This is a genomic window from Methanofollis tationis (assembly GCF_013377755.1).
Lineage (GTDB): Archaea > Halobacteriota > Methanomicrobia > Methanomicrobiales > Methanofollaceae > Methanofollis > Methanofollis tationis.
Window position 1 is genome coordinate 49,904 of record NZ_JABXWR010000001.1, and the last position, 18,301, is coordinate 68,204.

General features: G+C 60.9%; 13 protein-coding genes and 1 tRNA gene. 6 read left to right on the top strand and 8 right to left on the bottom strand.

The window, feature by feature from the left end; genetic code table 11:
* Positions 1-73: 73 nt before the first annotated feature.
* Positions 74-919, bottom strand: a complete 846-nt coding sequence (locus HWN36_RS00200) for an MBL fold metallo-hydrolase (protein WP_176787329.1) — start codon at positions 917-919, stop codon at positions 74-76.
* A gap of 142 nt (positions 920-1,061) precedes the next feature.
* Between HWN36_RS00200 and HWN36_RS00205 the strand changes: the two genes are divergently transcribed.
* Positions 1,062-1,134 (top strand) — tRNA-Gln (locus tag HWN36_RS00205).
* A 147-nt stretch (positions 1,135-1,281) separates the two neighbouring features.
* Here the strand turns inward: HWN36_RS00205 and HWN36_RS11825 are convergent.
* The gene (locus tag HWN36_RS11825) at positions 1,282-1,944 is read right to left on the bottom strand and encodes an RNA recognition motif domain-containing protein (protein WP_246269794.1); all 663 of its coding nucleotides are present in this window, start codon (positions 1,942-1,944) and stop codon (positions 1,282-1,284) included.
* Between the two features lie 57 nt (positions 1,945-2,001).
* On the opposite strand from HWN36_RS11825, the gene HWN36_RS00215 reads away from it, so the two are divergent.
* From HWN36_RS00215 to HWN36_RS00225, 3 genes are read left to right on the top strand one after another with little or no spacing between them, the layout of a single operon-like run.
* Positions 2,002-2,970, top strand: coding sequence for a replication factor C small subunit (locus HWN36_RS00215; protein ID WP_176787330.1), 969 nt, complete (start codon positions 2,002-2,004; stop codon positions 2,968-2,970).
* Between the two features lie 59 nt (positions 2,971-3,029).
* The gene (locus tag HWN36_RS00220) at positions 3,030-5,153 is read left to right on the top strand and encodes a minichromosome maintenance protein MCM (protein WP_176787331.1); all 2,124 of its coding nucleotides are present in this window, start codon (positions 3,030-3,032) and stop codon (positions 5,151-5,153) included.
* Between the two features lie 2 nt (positions 5,154-5,155).
* Positions 5,156-7,246, top strand: coding sequence for a minichromosome maintenance protein MCM (locus tag HWN36_RS00225; RefSeq protein ID WP_176787332.1), 2,091 nt, complete (start codon positions 5,156-5,158; stop codon positions 7,244-7,246).
* A gap of 983 nt (positions 7,247-8,229) precedes the next feature.
* On the opposite strand, the gene dnaJ is transcribed toward HWN36_RS00225, so the two are convergent.
* The 4 genes from dnaJ to HWN36_RS00245 form a co-directional block, all read right to left on the bottom strand.
* Entirely contained in the window at positions 8,230-9,363 is a 1,134-nt protein-coding gene (dnaJ, locus tag HWN36_RS00230; protein ID WP_176787333.1) for a molecular chaperone DnaJ, read from the bottom strand.
* A 6-nt stretch (positions 9,364-9,369) separates the two neighbouring features.
* On the bottom strand, positions 9,370-11,205 hold the full coding sequence (gene dnaK, locus HWN36_RS00235; RefSeq protein ID WP_176787334.1) for a molecular chaperone DnaK: 1,836 nt from the start codon (positions 11,203-11,205) through the stop codon (positions 9,370-9,372).
* A gap of 12 nt (positions 11,206-11,217) precedes the next feature.
* Positions 11,218-11,670, bottom strand: a complete 453-nt coding sequence (locus HWN36_RS00240; protein ID WP_343044892.1) for a nucleotide exchange factor GrpE — start codon at positions 11,668-11,670, stop codon at positions 11,218-11,220.
* A 162-nt stretch (positions 11,671-11,832) separates the two neighbouring features.
* Positions 11,833-13,251, bottom strand: a complete 1,419-nt coding sequence (locus HWN36_RS00245; protein ID WP_176787336.1) for a phosphoadenosine phosphosulfate reductase domain-containing protein — start codon at positions 13,249-13,251, stop codon at positions 11,833-11,835.
* 86 nt (positions 13,252-13,337) lie between these two features.
* Here HWN36_RS00245 and purH point away from each other — a divergent pair, with 86 nt between their 5' ends.
* On the top strand, positions 13,338-14,822 hold the full coding sequence (gene purH, locus HWN36_RS00250) for a bifunctional phosphoribosylaminoimidazolecarboxamide formyltransferase/IMP cyclohydrolase (RefSeq protein WP_176787337.1): 1,485 nt from the start codon (positions 13,338-13,340) through the stop codon (positions 14,820-14,822).
* 217 nt (positions 14,823-15,039) lie between these two features.
* Positions 15,040-15,984: an IS5 family transposase gene (locus tag HWN36_RS00255; RefSeq protein ID WP_176787338.1), complete on the top strand. Its 945-nt coding sequence runs from the start codon at positions 15,040-15,042 to the stop codon at positions 15,982-15,984.
* Positions 15,985-16,128: 144 nt separating this feature from the next.
* Here HWN36_RS00255 and HWN36_RS00260 read toward each other — a convergent pair whose 3' ends face one another.
* Positions 16,129-17,166 carry a M42 family metallopeptidase gene (locus tag HWN36_RS00260; RefSeq protein WP_176787339.1) on the bottom strand — a complete coding sequence of 346 codons (1,038 nt, stop codon included), beginning with the start codon at positions 17,164-17,166 and terminating at the stop codon, positions 16,129-16,131.
* A gap of 12 nt (positions 17,167-17,178) precedes the next feature.
* Complete coding sequence (locus HWN36_RS00265; protein ID WP_176787340.1) at positions 17,179-18,300, bottom strand: pyridoxal phosphate-dependent aminotransferase; 1,122 nt, start codon at positions 18,298-18,300, stop codon at positions 17,179-17,181.
* Position 18,301 lies beyond the last annotated feature (1 nt).

Genomic DNA, 18,301 nt, shown 5'->3' on the forward strand with positions numbered 1-18,301 from the left:
TATCAGTGCGCGCCCCCTGGATCTTTCCTGTGTGGGTGCGGATGACCGGGACAGTCGTTTCTGCCTCCCGCGTTTATCGCCCCTGCGTTCCCGACCAGAGTTCCCGGCGCCCGGCCTCAAGCAGACGGTTCGGCCTCCCCATGAACTCTGCGGCGGAGACAACCGGCCGCCCGCTCGCTCTCCCGAGGTCCCGGATCCATGCCGGTCCGTTTTCCGACCTCATGAGGTGGTGGTCGAGGATGAGCGGCCCTGCAATCTCTGCACCATGGATCGCCCGCGAAAAAGCCGCTTCTTCTTCCGCCCGGTCGATCGACGGGAGGTAGAGCGGCGGGCCGGAAGAAAAAACGACCGTCGGCCCCCATGCCTCGATGAGGCGGACCGCCTCATCGGAGCGGAGCTGGGTATCTGAAGCATGCACAAAACACTGCGCTCCTTCGCGCACCGCCACCATCATCACCGCACCCGCCCTGCCGCCGTGGGGGACCGGCAGGGAACAGGCGACAACACCGTCGTCGGTGCCTTCCGCGTTCGGGATGGGACCTCCGGTTGCCTTCTCGATATCGCTGCGCCGCCCTGATGAACGGCGGGAAAGCATGTCCGGCCCCTTCGCAAGGAGGCGGCAGCCCTCAGGGAGGGTGAACCCGGCGAGGGGGATCTGGTGGGGGTCGGACTCCCTGAGCGGCACATGGTCGCCGTGGTAATGGGTGAAGACCATGTCGGTCGCCCGCGGCAGCCATGCGAGGATCGCCCGGCGTATCCCTGCCGCCGCTTCTCTTTCAGCAGGGTGCGGCGGCAGCCCGAACCGCCGGGGGGCGAGGGCGACACCGGGATCGATGAGCACCGTCCTCCCCCCTGCCTCGACGACCGTCGCCATGGAGCGGGCGCCGAGAGATTCGGCACCGAGGATCGTGATCTGCACAATGGTGCCGCTTTTCTCCCCCCCATACTTTATACCTCCCCTCGGGTGGCAACAGCTAAATTGATTGCGAATAGCGTTCAATAGTGTAAGGCGCCATCTCTCTCGGACAGAGAGCAGACCTGGCGGTGTATCCTTCAATCCCACCCCCGTAGTGTAGTGGTCAATCATGCAGGACTTTGGATCCGGCGACGGCGGTTCGAATCCGCCCGGGGGTATGCTGACCGAGGGTTCGACACCCTCCTTTTTTTGTATCTGACGGGGCGGAAAGAAGAGGCTGCATCTCATCCCGGTCCGGCCGCGCACCTCTTCTGCGATGCGGCAAACAAATACTCGAAATCAAAAAGAGAATAAAGAGAATAGAATTAGTATCTCTGGAATTCCCTTCTCGGACGGGGGGGCTGCGCCTCGTCAATCCTGAGCGTGCGACCGACAAATATCGTCTCGTTCAGGGCCTCTTTTGCCTTTTCCGCCTCTTCAGGGGTGCCCATCTCTACGAATCCAAAGCCCTTGTCTCCAATAATTTTGACGCTCTTGACATCGCCGTATTGGGAAAACAGTTCTTCCAATTGTTTTTCAGTAACGGAGTATGTCAGGTTTCCGACATACAATCTGCTGGTTTCCATTTCAGGTATCCTCCATATACTAATTATCTTTATATTGAAATAATTTTTTGATACCCGCACCCGGGACGAAGCACGACAGATCACCTTTCTGGTGAAAATATGCCTGGTATTTTGCGTTATTTTAACAAAAATACCTGGATAAACGCTCTGATTTTTTTTATCCTCTTCTGAATCTTTTTTCCCTGAAGATCGCGTGTGGGGAGGCGGGCGCAATGCCGCGCACCCCCCTCTCCGATCGTCGCTGACCCCCGGGACGAGACGGTGCGGCCTCTCCCCGGGAAGTGCCGGTTCTTTGCAAACCGGTCGCTGCCGATGCAATGGGAATTTCCGACCGTAAGGGTCCATAGCCGCATCAATTCCTGAAAAAAGCGGATATCCTCCTCTTCTGCCGCAGCCATTCATCTGGGGCGGTGTGCTTGAGCACTATTTATCTAAGTCTGGAAGGACAACCTCTGTGCAATGGAGGGCCACAGCACCATCTGGATCGAGAAGTACCGGCCGCAGACGCTCGAGGATATGGTCGGGCAGGAGGAGATCGTCGAGCGACTCAGGAGTTATGTGCGGAGCGGGAGTCTCCCGCATCTCCTCTTCACCGGACCGGCAGGCGTCGGCAAGACCACCGCAGCCGTTGCGCTCGCCCGCGAGTTCTTCGGCGAGACCTGGCAGATGAACTTCCGGGAACTCAACGCCTCGGACGAGCGCGGGATCGACGTCGTCCGCAACCAGATCAAGCAGTTCGCCCGGACATCGCCCCTCGGCGGTGCGACCTTCAAGGTGCTCTTCCTCGACGAGGCCGACGCCCTCACCCCGGACGCGCAGGCGGCCCTCCGCAGGACGATGGAAAACTATGCCCAGACCTGCCGGTTCATCCTCTCCTGCAACTACTCCTCGAAGATCATCGATCCGATCCAGAGCAGGTGCGCCATCTACCGGTTCAAGGGCCTCGACGAAGCAGCGGTGGCCGAGCAGGTGCGCCGCGTCGCCGCCGCCGAAGAGATCTCCCTCACCGAAGACGCCGTCCATGCGATCGCCTACATCTCCGAGGGTGATATGCGAAAGGCCCTCAACGCCCTGCAGGGTGCGGCGATCCTCTCTGACCGGATCGACGCCCGGATGATCTACGAGACCACCTCGACGGCAAAGCCCGAGGAGATCGCAGACCTGCTCGGCCTCTGCACGAAGGGCGACTTCACCGGTGCCCAGGGGGCGCTTCGCCGTCTGCTCAGGGACCGCGGCATCGCTCCGGGCGAACTGATCAACCAGTGCTTCAGGGCCCTCACCTCCTACCAGATGGAGACCGCCCTCAAGGTGGCGTACATCGACCACATCGGCGAGGCCGATTTTAGGATCTCCGAGGGTGCGGACGCCGAGATCCAGATGGACGCGCTGATCGCCCTCTTCGTCCTTTCGGCACAGAAGCAGGCGTGAACACTTTCACCCTGCACCAGAATACTTCATAGACCCACGACCCGGAGGTACAGTATACAATGTCAGACCGTCAGCAGACTGAAGTGACCGACGTCGTCAGCGACTGGGAGACATTTCTCAAGCGCCAGTACAACAAACGGGAGCGGGTGGAACTGGCAAAAGAGTTCCCCCACAAACGTTCCTTTTATATCGACTACCGGAACCTCGAAGCCTTCGGAAAACGCGGTCTCGCCCTTGCGGACCAGCTCATCGCAAAGCCCGAGAAGGTGATGGGCGACGTGAAGGACGCCCTGGTGCGCCTGGGTGTCATCGAGGAGAAGGACCGGTCGAGCATCCACATCAGGTTCACCAACCTCACCCGCAAGACGGCGATCAGGGACATCAGGTCGAACCAGATCAACACCTTCGTCTCGGTGGAGGGGATTCTCAGAAAGACGACCGAGGTGCGGCCCAGGGTCACCTCGGCGGTCTTCAAGTGCCTGGAGTGCGGGCAGATCACGCCCCCGTACCCGCAGAAGTACGGAAAGTTCCAGGAGCCCTTCCGCCTCTGCGCCACCTGCCAGAAGAAGACCCCGCTCGAACTGGTGCCGGAAAAATCCGATTTCGTGGACGCCCAGAAGCTGCGGATCCAGGAGTCGCCCGAGGGGCTCCGCGGCGGCGAACAGCCGCAGACCCTCGACGTGGACGTCACCGACGACCTCACCGGCGATTCCGCCCCCGGCGACCGCGTGATCATCAACGGCATTCTCAGGTCGTTCCAGAGGGTGAACGCCGGCACCAAGTCCACGCTCTTTGATATTTACCTCGAATGCAACGCCATCGAGGTGGCCGAGAAGGAGTTTGAGGAGGTGAACATCTCTGAGGAGGACGAGGCGGCGATCCGCGAACTCTCCAGGGACCCGAAGATCTACTCGAAGATCCCCCGTTCCATCGCCCCGACGATCTACGGCAACGACGACGTCAAGGAGGCGGTCGCCCTCCAGCTCTTCGGCGGGATCCCCAAGGAGATGCCTGACGGTTCGCGCCTGCGCGGCGATATCCACGTCCTCCTGGTCGGCGACCCGGGTATCGCAAAGTCCCAGCTCCTCAGGTATATCGTGCAGCTCTCGCCGCGGGGGATCTACACCTCGGGCAAGTCCTCGACCTCGGCCGGTCTGACGGCAACGGCCGTCAAGGACGATTTCGGCGACGGCCGCTGGACGCTCGAAGCCGGCGCCCTGGTGCTCGCCGATATGGGCATGGCGGCGGTGGACGAACTGGACAAGATGGACAAGGAGGACCGCTCCTCCCTCCACGAAGCGATGGAGCAGCAGTCGATCTCGGTCGCAAAGGCCGGGATCACGGCGACCCTCCGGTCGCGCTGCGCTCTCCTCGGGGCGGCGAACCCGAAGATGGGTCGTTTCGACGAGTACGCCCCTATCGCCGAGCAGATCAACATGCCGCCGTCCCTGCTCTCCCGTTTCGACCTGATCTTCATCATGACCGACAAGCCCGACTCGGCCCGCGACATGGCGATCGCCGACCACATTCTCAAGGCCCACTCAGTCGGGGAACTGATAGAGAAGCGCAAGCGGATGCCGATGGAAGGGGTGACCGACGAGTACATCCAGCGCGAGCTCAAGCCCGTCACCCCTGACATCGATCCTCTCCTGTTCCGGAAATATATCGCTTATGCGAAGCGGAACTGCTTCCCGACGATCCAGCCCGCGGCGCGGGAGAAACTCCGCGACTACTATCTCAGCCTCAGAAACCTTGCAGACACCAACAAGCCGGTGCCGGTGACGGCCCGTCAGCTGGAGGCGCTGGTCCGCCTGGGCGAGGCCTCGGCCCGCGTCCGTCTCTCGCCGACGATCGAGCTGGAGGACGCCGACCGCGTGATCAAGATCGTCGACACCTGCCTCCGTCAGGTGGCCTACGACGCCGAGTCGGGGAGTTTCGATATCGATAAGTGGACCACCGGGGTCTCGAAACGGCAGCGGGACATCATCAGGACGGTGAAGGAGATCATCAGGGACGTCGGCGGCGACGACGGGTCCGCAAACCTCGAACAGGTGATCGAGGAGATGATCAGGCAGGGCTTTACGAAGGACAAGGTCGAAGGCACCATTAAAATGCTCAAAAACCAGGGCGAGGTCATCGAGCCGCGGCCCGGCATCATCAGGCTCTTTGAGCGGGAGTTCTAACGATGGGCGAGGTCACCGATGTGGTCGGGGAGTGGGTGGCCTTCCTCTCCCGCTACTGCCGGCGGGAACTCGCAGAGATCGAGCGCGAATTTCCCTTCAAACGCTCACTCTATATCGACTATCAGACCCTGCAGGCGTCGGGCCGGTCGGGCCTGCGCCTTGCCGACGAGATGATCGACCGGCCGGGAAAGGCGACAGGGGACATCAGGGACGCCCTTCGCCAGGTCTCGATCATCGGCGAGGAGAAGATCGGCCGGATCAACATCCGCTTCCACCACATCGATCGGATCACCGGGATCCGGGACATCAGGGCCTACCACATCACCCGCTTCGTCTCGGTGAAGGGGATCATCAGGAAGACGACCGAGGTGCGGCCGAGGATCATCGAGGCCGTCTTCCAGTGCCCGGGGTGCGGCGCCACCGTGACGCTCGCGCAGGGCTACGGCACCTTCGAGGAGCCGGAGAACTGCCCGAACCCCGAGTGCAACCGGCGCAAACTCAAACTCATTCCGGGAAAATCCCGGTTTGTCGATTCCCAGAAGGTCAGGATACAGGAGTCGCCTGAAGGTCTCAGGGGCGGCGAACGGCCGCAGACCCTGGACGTGGAGATGACCGACGACCTCACCGGCATGATCGCACCCGGCGACCGGGTGGTGCTCAACGGCGTTCTCCGCTCCAAGCAGCGCATCAACTACGGCACAAAGTCCACGCTGTTTGATATTTATCTCGACTGCTCCTCGGCCGAGGCGCCTGAGCGCGAGTATGAGGAGGTGAACATTTCGGAGGAGGACGAGGCGGCGATCCGGGCGCTGTCCCGGGAGGCGGATCTCTATTCCCAGATCACCGGGTCGATCGCCCCGTCCATCTACGGCAACCTCGAGGTGAAGGAGGCGATCGCCCTCCAGCTCTTCGGCGGCGTGGCAAAGGACCTCCCTGACGGGTCGCGCCTGCGCGGCGACATCCACATGCTGCTCGTCGGCGATCCCGGCATTGCAAAGTCCCAGATGCTCCGCTACGTGGTGCAGCTCTCGCCGCGGGGCGTCTACACCTCGGGCAAGTCCTCGACCTCGGCCGGCCTGACCGCAACGGCCGTCAAGGACGATTTCGGCGACGGGAGCTGGACGCTCGAGGCCGGTGCCCTGGTGCTCGCCGATATGGGGGTCGCCGCCGTCGACGAGATGGACAAGATGGCGAAAGAGGACCGTTCGGCCCTGCACGAGGCGATGGAACAGCAGACAATCTCGATCGCAAAGGCCGGGATGACGGCGACCCTGCGGTCGCGCTGCGCTCTTCTCGGGGCGGCGAACCCGAAACTCGGCCGGTTCGACGCCTTCGTCCCGATCGCCGAGCAGATCAATATGCCCCCCTCCCTGCTCTCCCGTTTCGACCTGATCTTTATCATGACCGACAAGCCCGACGCGGCGCGGGACACGGCGATCGCCGAGCATATCGTCAAGGCCCACCGGGTCGGGGAGTTGATCCTGCAGGCGTCGGCCGGCCCCCTCTCAGAGGGGCACGCCGAGCTCCTTGCCTCTGAGAGCGTGGCCGTGGAACCGCCGATCGCCCCGGAGGTGCTGAGAAAGTACGTCGCCTATGCGAAGCGGAACATCAACCCCCTGATCACCGACGGGGCAAAGGAGATGCTCATCGCCTATTACCTCCGTCTCAGGGGCCTTGCCGACGACAACAAACCGGTGCCGGTGACGGCCCGCCAGCTGGAGGCATTGATCCGCCTGGGCGAGGCCTCGGCCCGTATCCGCCTCTCGCCGTTTGTGGAGGCGCGGGACGCCGAACGGGTGATCAAGATCGTGGACACCTGTCTTCGGCAGGTGGCCTACGACGCCGAGACCGGGACCCTGGACATCGACAAGTGGACCAGCGGGATCACGAAGAAGAAGCGCGATATCATCCGCACCATCAAGGAGACGATCAAGGACCTCGGCGGCGACGACGGCACGGCACGGATCGCCGAGGTCGTCGAGCGCCTCGCCGGCGAGGGCTACGAGCGCGATGAGGTGCAGGAGCAGATCGAGCGGATGATGCGTTTCGGCGAGGCGATGCAGCCGCGGCGGGGGATCGTGCGGCTGATCTGAAAGAGACGGCAGGGCAGACCATCTCGTGACCGCCTCATTCGGCACCTCTGGGAGATGACCGCATATTCCCGGAACGATTGAAAAAGCCAGAGCGCTTCACGAGAAAAGATATTTCTAACAATTCTTTTTCGGACAATGGAGGCGTAGGGGGATAATGATCCCGAGTCGTCCTCACTGTCAAAAATTATAGGGATATCTGGGTGTCATTCAAAGGAGGAATCACACAAAATCTCGAAAGTGCGGCAACCCCATGACCGGCCGCGTCGTTGCGCAACGGATCGTTCTGGAGAGTTGGAAACAGGTTTTGAGAGGTGAGTTTCTCAGCTATGCCATAGTTAAGGAATCGGTTTAGCGAAAGGACGATATGTAGTACTCCATCGTTGAGGCAAATGCCCGAATGGCAACTTTCTGGGCAATTGTCGCTAAATTGTGCGTTTTTTCCCGCTACGAATCCTGACGACGGCATGAGAGATGCCACATGTACTGTACCATCTGGGCCGTATTTAAGAGTTTATATTCTTGCATATAAATCCCTCATATTTTTTGCCGGATCTTAATTCGGAATTGGGGGATTAATATCCGATTAAATGGCTCATATTTTATATTTGCCTGGATACGTTGCATGAAATATTTTTGATCCTGCCCCTGCTCCCGCCGCAGATGCGCGGATACTTTTCACCAGATGGTGGGGCGTCTCCCGTGCCTGCCCGGTCTCATCCTGATCGCATTCCCCGGATGTCCTGTTCGCTCTTCCCGGGGCCTATCGCAATGGGGGTCCGGGGGTGCAACCCCCGGCAGGCAGTATGGGGAAGGCTGGGGATCCGCGCGCTCTCCCTGCGATTACAGGAGAGACATCAAACCCGGAATGAGGGTTCAACAGAGCCGCAAAAACGCACGATCTCTACGGGAGCCCGCCGATCTCCGGCTCCCCCGGCATCCCGCAAAAGAGATCCAATCAGGTGCAGATAACAAAAAAGTGGGGTCTAATCGTCCTGCCCCATCACCTTATCGACGAAATCCTTGAAAAAGCCCTTCTTCCCCGGGCCCTTCTTATTCTCGATCTCAAGGAGTTTCTGGTAGAGTTCCTTCTCCTCGTCGGAGAGGCTCTTTGGCACGACGATCCGCACGCGGACCAGGAGATCGCCCGGGCGCCCGCGCCGCCGCACGCCCTCGCCGGGTATGCGCAGGGCGGTGCCGTGCTGGATCCCGGCCGGAATCTTTAAGTCCACCGTCCGGTCGTCGATCGTCTTCACCTCGACGCTGGACCCGACCGCCGCCTGTGCCGGAGAGATCTGGGCCTCGGTTTCGATGTTGTCTCCCGTTCGAGCGAACCGCGGGTGACTCTCCACGATCAGCTCGATATAGAGGTCGCCTACCGGTGCGCCGTAGTCTCCGGCCTCGCCATACCCCTCCATCCGGAGGCGCATCCCGGTATCGGCACCCGGCGGGATATGGACGTTCACCTTCCGCTTCACGCGGGTGTGGCCGCTGCCGCCGCAGGTTTTGCAGGTTTCCTCGGGCTTTTTGCCCCGGCCGCCGCATGCCGGACAGGTGGACATCCTGACGAACTGGCCGAAGAGGGACTGGCTCACCTGCCTGACCTGGCCGCTCCCGCCGCAGGTCGGGCAGGTATGGACTTTTTTGGTCTTGCTCCCGGTGCCGTCGCAGTCAGGGCACGATTCCGTGTGGAAGACCTCGACTTCTCGATCGATGCCGAACACGGCATCCTTCAGGTTGATAGAGAGGCGAAGGAGGAGATCGGCACCCGGCCGCGGACCTCTCGCCCCTCCGCCGCCACCAAAGAAGGTGTCGAATATGTCTCCGAACCCGCTGAAGTCGGACTGGAACCCGCCGCCGTAGCCGCCGCCACCGGTGTACGACCCCTTCGAGGCGTTCTTGAAGGCGTCGTGGCCGATGTTGTCGTACTGCGCCCGTTTGGTCGCGTCTGAGAGGACCGAATAAGCCTCGTTGATCTCTTTGAACTTCTCCTCCGCGTCAGGCTCCTTGCAGACATCGGGATGGTATTTGCGTGCAAGGTTGCGGTATGCCTTCTTGATCTCCTGCTCGCCGGCGTCCCGGGCGACGCCGAGGACATCATAGTAGCTTCCCGCACTCATCGAAACTCACTCTTTCTTCTCGTCCTTGACATCGAAGTCGGCATCGACAACGTTGTCGTCTGTCTTCTCTGCCCCGGCGGCCCCGGCTTCGGCCTGGGCCTTCTGCGCTTCCTGGTAGAGTTTTGCGGTCACGGCATAGACTGCTTCGGTGAGATCCTCCATCTTCTTCTTGATCTCCTCGACGTCGTCGCCTTCAAGGGACGTCTTCAGGGCGGCGACCGCATCCTCGATCTTCTTCTGGTCGTCGGCCGCAATCTTGTCCTTCGACTCCTTGAGGGTCTTTTCGGCGGTGTAGACGGCGGTGTCGGCGGTGTTCCTCACCTCGATCTCCTCCCGCTTCTTCCGGTCTTCCTCCTCGAATTTCTTTGAGTCTTCGACCATCCGGCTGACTTCGTCCTCGGAAAGGCCCTTGCCGCCCTTGATCGTGATCGTCTGCTCGTTGCCGGTCCCGAGGTCCTTGGCCGAGACATGAACGATGCCGTTTGCGTCGATGTTGAAGGTGACCTCGATCTGCGGGATGCCGCGGGGCGCCGGCGGAATGCCGGTGAGCTGGAACTTGCCCAGGGTGAAGTTGTCCTTCGCCAGGGCGCGCTCGCCCTGCATGACGTGGATCTCGACGCTCGTCTGGCCGTCAGCGGCAGTCGAGAAGATCTGGCTCTTTCTCGTCGGGATGGTGGTGTTCCGGTCGATCAGTTTTGTGGCGATACCGCCCAGCGTCTCGATCCCGAGGGAGAGCGGGGTGACGTCGAGGAGGAGGACGTCCTTTGCTTCGCCGGTGAGGACGCCGCCCTGGATCGCCGCGCCGACCGCCACGCACTCGTCGGGGTTGATGCCCTTGTCGGGCTCCTTGCCCAGGAGTTTCCTGACCGTCTCGACGACCATGGGGACGCGGGTCGATCCGCCGACCAGAAGGATGTGGTCGATGTCCTTGGCTGTCATCTTGGCGTCGGAGAGGGCCTGCTTCACCGGCTCGACGGTCTTCTCGACGAGGTCGCCGACGAGCTGCTCGAACTTCGCACGGGTGAGGTCCATGTCCAGGAACTTGGGGCCGCTCGCATCGGTGGTGATGTACGGGAGGTTGATGTTCGTCTTCTGGACGCTGGAGAGTTCTTTCTTGGCGTTCTCTGCGGCGTCACGGATACGCTGCAGCGCCATCGGGTCCTTTGAGAGATCGATCCCCTCTTTTGCCCTGAACTCGGCCACGATCCAGTCCATGACGCGCTGGTCGAAGTCGTCGCCGCCGAGGCGGTTGTTCCCGGCCGTCGCCTTCACTTCGAAGACGCCGTCGCCGAGCTGGAGGATGGATACATCGAAGGTGCCGCCGCCGAGATCGTAGACGAGGACGGTCGCCTCCTCTTCTTTGTCGATGCCGTAGGCAAGGGCGCTCGCCGTCGGTTCGTTGATGATCCGCAGCACTTCAAGCCCGGCGATCTTGCCGGCGTCCTTTGTCGCCTGCCGCTGGGCGTCGTTGAAGTAGGCCGGGACGGTGATGACCGCCTTCTCGATCTTCTCGCCGAGATAGGCCTCTGCGTCGACCTTCATCTTCTGCAGGATCATCGCCGAGATCTCCTGCGGGGTGTACTTCTTCTCGTCGATATCGACGGTCTCGTTGGTGCCCATCTTCCGCTTGATCGAGATGATCGTGCGTTTCGGGTTGGTTACCGCCTGCCTCTTTGCGACGTTGCCGACCAGCCGCTCGCCGTCCTTGCTGAAGGCGACGACCGACGGGGTTGTTCTTCCACCTTCGGCATTGGCGATGACAACCGGCTGTCCGCCCTCCATGATCGCCATGCACGAGTTTGTTGTACCAAGGTCAATGCCAAGAACTTTTTCTGATGCCATTGTTATCCTCCGTTATTCTTTTCCTTGCGAGACCGCAACTTTTGCGTGCCTGATCACCCGATCGTGCATGCAGTAGCCGCGCATGAATTCTTCGACGATCGTGCCTTCCGGGTGATTCGAGGGGACACAGACAACTGCTTCGTGTTTTTGGGGGTCGAATTCGCCGTTCTTACACTCGAAGTGCCTGATCCCGTAGCGCTCCATGATCCCGGTGAACTGTTTCTGGATGCTCTCAAGCCCCTCGCGCAGGGATGCATCGTCCGCCTTCAGGGCGCGCTCGAAATTGTCGGCGACGTCGAGCAGGTCGGCAGCGAACTTTTCCAGGGCGAATTCCCTGATCTCGTCGATCTGCCGGTTCGTACGCCTCCTGAAGTTATCGAAGTCTGCAGCGAGGCGGAGATGCCGTTCGTTCAACTCTTCGTAAGCCTTTTTCAGGGCTTCGTTCTCTTGTGTGAGTGCCTCCACATCTATCTCAGGCTGCGGAGGGCCGGCCTGATCCGACACCGGTTGCTCATCCGGTTTTTCTGTCTCTCTATCCGCATCCATGAGTGTCCTCGTAATGGTGTTGCAATAACAATTGCAATGTAGTTCTATATATTATTTTCTATCATCCTGATCGATATCTACTTAATTACGCACCTGATTGGGATTTAGAGGAATATTTGTTGCCATTCGGATTTTCAGCCTCGGTTTTGGGAGACCGATCCCTTCCTGTGCGGCGAGTTCGCGCATCTTCGGCGGCAACTCCTTCCAGCGCCAGAGGCCAAGGTCCACACAGCGCTGCGGGATCTTCTCCTTCTGTGCCCACGTGCGGAGGTACTCCTCCCATCGGGCGGCGAGGGCCGGGTGCAGTTCCTTTGTGCGCGCCGCCTCGCTCTGGAGCATCGCCGGGCAGTGCCAGCAGCCGACCCGCTCAAAGCCCATTTCATAGAGGGGGTTGTACGGCACCTTTCTCCACCAGAGGTACAGGAACACCTCAAGCGCCCGCCAGTTCCTGATCGGTGAGATATTCAACTGCAGGGGGTTGAACGGGTTTTCCACAACCGGCGGGAGGGTCGAGCGCATGAACGACTCGTACCACCGGTTGCCCTGCACGGTGACGCAGGGGCCCTGCCGGCTGAGCCAGTCCTTTACCGGCTGGAGCTTGAGCCGCTCACAGCACCAGCGGTCGTCCTTTCTTGGCAGATCGTATTTTTTAACGTCTCTCCAGAAGTCCCCGCCGCGGATGACCTTCTCGATCCCGGTCTCCTTCACGAACGCCTGCGTCTCCGGGAACTCCATGCCGGTGTCCACATAGTAGGCGTCGGTGATCCCGGCCCGTCTGGCGATTTCGAGGACCACGGTGCTGTCCTTGCCGCCGGAGAATGAGACGTTGGCGCGCGGCCGGTCGTCCATGTGCTGCCTGATGAAGCGGACCGCCGTCCGCTCGAGGTCCTTGAGGGCGCGGACATTCACCCGCACGGCCTCTCCCCACGAGGGGTCGGGGAGGTCCACGGTCTCGACCTTCCCGATCTGTTTCACCCTCACCTCACCGTCCCTGAGGATCCCGGTGCCCCACCGCTCCCCGCTCCTGACGATGACCGGGCCGTTTGAGATGTCGGTCCTGACGGCGACTTTTTTGCCGCCGATGCGCCGGTTCTCCTGTCTCTGCTCGGCCGCCGCTCCGGTGATGTCCACGATGCCCTTCGTAATGAAGGGGAGGAGGGAGCGCAGGGCGTCCTGCGAGAGATCGAGGGTATAGGATCCGCTGACCGGATCGTAGGTGAGACGGCCGAAAACGACGCCGTTTGCGATGATCATCTCCGTCCGGTCGACGCCGCCGATCTTGTTAAAAAGAATGATCTGAGGGATATGGTCGGTCCCGTAGCGCTCCTGGAGAAGGGACCTGAGCAGATCCATATCGTGGCCCAGGGCGGGCCTGAGGTCGTAGGGTTTCTGGAGAGGGATCTCCCCACCTTCGGCCCCGCATCTGCAGGTTCTGCCGATAAGTGGGAGATTGCACTGCCTGCACCAGTACAGGGTCTTTTTGACCGAAGGTTCCCGCATAGGATCAGGTACGATCGAGAGGCGGATAATAGGTTGCATCCCCTCCCCTTGAAAGATATAAGATATTCCGGCTCCATACATTCATCATGAAATGGGCACTTCTCTCGGTCTGGGACAAGGCCGGCATTGTGGACCTTGCAGCGACCCTCAGTGAGAACGGCTACCGCATCATCAGCTCGGGAGGGACAGGACGGGCCCTGAAGGAAGCAGGGATCGATTTTGTCGAAGTTTCCGATTATACGGGTTCGCCCGAGATCATGGACGGCAGGGTGAAGACCCTCCACCCGCGCATCCACGGCGGTCTTCTGGGCCGGCCCGAGATCGACGCTGAGGTGATGAAGGACCTCGCCATCAACCCGATCGACCTCGTCGTCGTCAACCTCTATCCCTTCGAGAAGATGTCGGGCGAGCACCTCGACCTGGACAGACTCATCGAGTTCATCGACATCGGCGGGCCGGCGATGATCCGGGCCTCGGCGAAGAACTTCAAGTACGTCTCGGTCGTCGTCGACCCTGCCGACTATCCCCTGGTGAAAGCGGCGGTGGCGAAGGGCGGGTTTACCTACGAGGAACGGCTCGCCCTTGCAAAGAAGGTCTTTGCACGGACCGCCGCGTACGACGCCGCCATCTCGAACTATCTCTCAGGCCTCGACGGCGGTTTCCCGGAGACCTACTCCTTCCAGTTCAGGAACGGCCGCTCCCTCCGCTACGGCGAGAACCCGCACCAGCAGGCGGCCGTCTATGGCGAGACCGGGATCGCCGGCCAGACCCCGATGCAGGGCAAGGAGATGTCGTACAACAACTACCTCGACGTGCACGCCGCCGTCTCCCTTCTCAGAGAATTTGACGAGCCTGCATCGGTGATCGTCAAGCACAACAACCCCTGCGGCGTCGCCCTCGGCGCCGACGTCCTCGAGGCCTACATCGCCGCCCGCGAGGTCGATCCCGTCTCGGCCTACGGCTCGATCGTCGCCGTCAACGACGAGGTCGGGAAGGCGTTTGCCGAGGAGATCTGCGGCACCTTCGTCGAGGTGATCGTCGCCCCGTCGTACAGCCCCGAGGCGATCGAGACGATGAAGACCAAACCAAACATGCGTGTCCTCCTCCTGCCCGCGAAGATCGAGGCCGACGAGGTCAGGAGCATCGACGGCGGCATCCTGGTCCAGCGGACCCCCGAACCACAGGAGGAGTGGCAGGTCGTCTCCGAGCGCGAACCGACCGAGAACGAGATCAGGGCGATGCGGTTTGCGATGAAAGTCTGCAAGCATACGAAGAGCAACGCGATCATCTATGCGACCGACCGTGCGGTGGTCGGCATCGGCGCCGGGCAGATGAACCGGGTCGACTCGGCCAGGATCGCCGTTGAAAAGTCCCGCTCCCCGGTCACGGGCACGGTCGTCGCCTCCGACGCCTTCCTGCCCTTCCCCGACACCCTCGAAGTGGCGGCAGCGGCCGGGGCGACGGCCCTTGTCCAGCCCGGCGGCTCGATCAGGGACGCAGAGGTTATCGAGGCGGCGAACCGTCTGAACGTGGCGATGGTCTTTACCGGTGTGCGCTATTTCAGGCACTAACCCCGGCCTCATCTCCTCTTTTGGGTTAATCCAATCTCATAACTCTCTCTTTTTTCGGTAGGTTTATATCTCAAATGGTTACATCGAGATATGCATCGCGGAGGTGTTCTTGATGGATTACGGTTCAATGCTTGGAAATGCCTTTGAATATACAAAGGAGGATTTCGAAATACCTCCCTCCGAAAGTACTATGTATTCTCGGATCGATCCTTTTTCAATGAGCACATTCTTCAATTTTGCAATTCGGGACGAATATGCCAAACTATCTGAACTCGGGAACACCCTGGGTGAAGTCTCCTCTTTGATCGACTGGGATGCCTTCCGCCCCCTCCTTTCTGATCTGTACACAAATGACGAGGGAAAAGGCGGCCGTCCGAACTATGATGTTGTCTTCATGATCAAACTTCTCGTTCTTCAGCAGTGGTATGGTCTTTCTGATCCGCAGCTCGAACGTGAAGCATATGATCGCCTTTCTTTCCGCCACTTTCTCGGGTACCCGACAAAAATCCCTGATAATTCGACGATCTGGCTCTTCCGCGAACGCCTGATCGCAACGGGAAAAGATACGGCCATCTGGGGGGAGTTGCAACGTCAGATCGACCAGAAAGGATTGACGATCCGGCGAGGCGTGATCCAGGACGCAAGTTTCATCACCTCAGATCCCGGTCATGCGCGTGCAGATACCCCTCGCGGAGACCAGGCAAAAACGCGGCGAAGCCGCGATGGCACCTGGACGAAGAAGGGTTCGAAATCGTATTTCGGATACAAACTCCATATTCTCCTGGACAAAGATCATCAACTCATCAGACGGATCACAACAACGACCGCTGCTCTCCACGACAGCCAGATCGACCTCTCAGAGAAGGGGGAGACGGTCTACCGGGACAAGGGATATTTCGGCGTGAAGCCCCGAGCATCCATGGACAAGACCATGCACCGCGCCGTCCGAAATCATCCGCTTTCCCTCAAGGAGAAACGCAGAAACAAGGCAATCAGCAGGACGCGATCCCTGGTGGAGCGACCCTTTGCCGTGATCAAAACGGAATTTCGTGCAGGTTATGTCCGGGTGACAACCTGCGCACGAGCGCATGTCAAATGTCTCTTCTCGTGTCTTTCATTCAACCTGAAACAACTGCTGACAATTGAACGACAGACTGCTTGAGCGGCAGCTATCTTTCGTGAGAGAAAAAGGAGGGATAATAAAGTGAATTGAGAGGTGTGACGTAAAAATCGCGGGAATTCAACGAGGAATCGGGGGGTGAAGACCGATCTTTTGAAAAATGAGGGGGTTGATCGAAGTCCTCGATTATAATTCAGGCTTCGTCTTCAGCGCCTCAACAAGCAGGGCGACCCCGCCCTCGAGGTCGGCGAGGTCCAGCACCTCGACCGGGGAGTGGATATAGCGGGTGGCGATGCTCAGCGTCGTGCTGGGGATCCCGCCGCGTTCGAGGTGGATCGAGGTGGCGTCGGTCGTCCCGCCCTTCCCGACCTCGAGCTGCACCTTGATCTCGCCCTCGGCGGCCGCCTTCTTCAGCCATGCGATCATCTTCCTGCTGGCGATCAGGCCGCGGCCGTTGTTGTCGATGATCGTGATCACCGGCCCCTCGCCCATCAGCAGGGAGACGTCCTTCCTCTCGATCCCCGGGTGGTCGCCGGGTATCGTCGTATCGGTGGCGATGGCGCAGTCCGGGTTGAGGCGGTAGGCGGCGGTCTTCGCCCCCTTGAGCCCGACCTCCTCCTGGACCGTGAAGACGCCGTAGATGGTGTGCGGTGAGTCGGCCAGCTGGAGGGCCTTGATCAGCATCGCGCACCCGGCCCGGTTGTCAAAGCACTTCCCGGTCACCCGGTTGTGCGCCAGTTCACGGAACTCACGGTCCAGGGTGACCGGCGTCCCGACCTCGATGCCGAGCCCGGCCGCCTCCTCCGCCGAGGTCGCCCCGACGTCGATGAACATATCATCCACCTTCAGCGGCTTTTTCCGGTCCTCGTCGGTCATCACGTGCGGGGGTTTCCCGCCGATCACGCCAGAGACCGTGCCCTTCGTCCCGTGCAGGACGACGCGCTGGGCATACAGGGTGGCGTCGAACCATCCGCCGACGGTGACGAAACGCACGAACCCGCGCTCGTCGATGAACTTCACCATCAGCCCGATCTCGTCCATGTGGGCCGCGAGCAGGATCGTGAAATCGTCGCCCTTCTTCACCGTGATCAGGTTGCCCATCGTGTCTTCCGTGATCTCGTCGACATACGCCGCAACCTCGCCGCGGATGACCTCCGCGACGCTTCCCTCGCTGCCCGAGATGCCGTGGGCATTGGAGAGTTTTTTGAGCAGTTCTTTTACCATGTGATCACCCAGTTAATTCTTTCCGGACTCTTCCACGGCGGCGGCGATCCGGTCCAGCGCCCGCTTCAGGTCGTCCTGCGACGCCGCATAGCTGATCCGGGCGTAGCCGGGCGTGCGCGTCCCGAACGCCGAGCCCGGAACGATGATGACGCCTTTCTGGATAATGGCGTTGAAGAGATCGCCCTCGATCGGCAGGTAGACATAGAACGCACCCTCGGGCGTGGCAAACGAGAACCCGAGGTCACGCAGCCCCGTGCAGATGAGGTCCCGCCGTTTCCGGTATTCCTCGCGCATCGCGGCGACCGGCGCCTGGTCGCCGGCGATGGCGGCCACAGCGGCGTACTGCGAGATCGAGGTGGCGCAGGCCTGGCAGTACTGGTGCACCTTCAGGCACTCCTCGACGATCTCCTTCGGGGCCGCAAGATAGCCCAGGCGCCACCCGGTCATCGAGTAGGTCTTCGAGGTGGCGTTGATCGTCACCACGTCCTCCCCGAAACGGGCGGCGCTGAAGTGGGGCTTTCCATAGGTGAAGTGCTCGTAGACCTCGTCTGAGACGACGGTCACGCCCGTATCTGCGGCATACTCCACCAGGGCCCGGATCGACTCCTCGCTCTCCACCATGCCGGTCGGGTTGGCCGGGGTGTTCAGCACAAAAAGGCGCGCCCCGTCCATCTGCTCCTTCGCCGCCTCCACGTCGATATGGAGGGTGGCATCGAGGGGCAGGCCCTCGGCCCGCCCGCCTGCGAGGGCGGCGAGAGCGGCGTACGAGACAAAACCCGGATCGGCCATCAGGACGCGGTCGCCCTGATCCACCATGGCCTGCATCACGATATGCAGGGCCTCGCTCGCCCCGGCCGTGACGATCACGCTGGAGGGGTCGTACCGGAGGCTGTTCTCGCGCAGCAACTTCTCCGCGATCGCCTCACGCAGTTCGGGTATCCCGGCGTTCACCGTATAGCCGGTTTTCCCCTCGTGGATCGCCCGGACCGCCGCCTCGCCGATATGCGCCGGCGTCGGGAAGTCGGGCTGGCCGAGGCCGAGGTTGATGGCGTCCTTCCCGGCCCCCTCGAACATCCGCCGGATCCCGGAGAGCTCGATGCCGCGCACCCGCTCTGCAAATCGTTCTGCTGCCATA

Bases quoted from the DNA above. Each gene is read 5' to 3' on its own strand.
- HWN36_RS11825 (WP_246269794.1), bottom strand. From the start codon at position 1,944: ATGAATGGCTGCGGCAGAAGAGGAGGATATCCGCTTTTTTCAGGAATT.
- HWN36_RS00215 (WP_176787330.1), top strand. From the start codon at position 2,002: ATGGAGGGCCACAGCACCATCTGGATCGAGAAGTACCGGCCGCAGACG.
- HWN36_RS00220 (WP_176787331.1), top strand. From the start codon at position 3,030: ATGTCAGACCGTCAGCAGACTGAAGTGACCGACGTCGTCAGCGACTGG.
- HWN36_RS00225 (WP_176787332.1), top strand. From the start codon at position 5,156: ATGGGCGAGGTCACCGATGTGGTCGGGGAGTGGGTGGCCTTCCTCTCC.
- dnaJ (WP_176787333.1), bottom strand. From the start codon at position 9,363: ATGAGTGCGGGAAGCTACTATGATGTCCTCGGCGTCGCCCGGGACGCC.
- dnaK (WP_176787334.1), bottom strand. From the start codon at position 11,205: ATGGCATCAGAAAAAGTTCTTGGCATTGACCTTGGTACAACAAACTCG.
- HWN36_RS00245 (WP_176787336.1), bottom strand. From the start codon at position 13,251: ATGCGGGAACCTTCGGTCAAAAAGACCCTGTACTGGTGCAGGCAGTGC.
- purH (WP_176787337.1), top strand. From the start codon at position 13,338: ATGAAATGGGCACTTCTCTCGGTCTGGGACAAGGCCGGCATTGTGGAC.
- HWN36_RS00255 (WP_176787338.1), top strand. From the start codon at position 15,040: ATGAGCACATTCTTCAATTTTGCAATTCGGGACGAATATGCCAAACTA.
- HWN36_RS00260 (WP_176787339.1), bottom strand. From the start codon at position 17,166: ATGGTAAAAGAACTGCTCAAAAAACTCTCCAATGCCCACGGCATCTCG.
- HWN36_RS00265 (WP_176787340.1), bottom strand. From the start codon at position 18,300: ATGGCAGCAGAACGATTTGCAGAGCGGGTGCGCGGCATCGAGCTCTCC.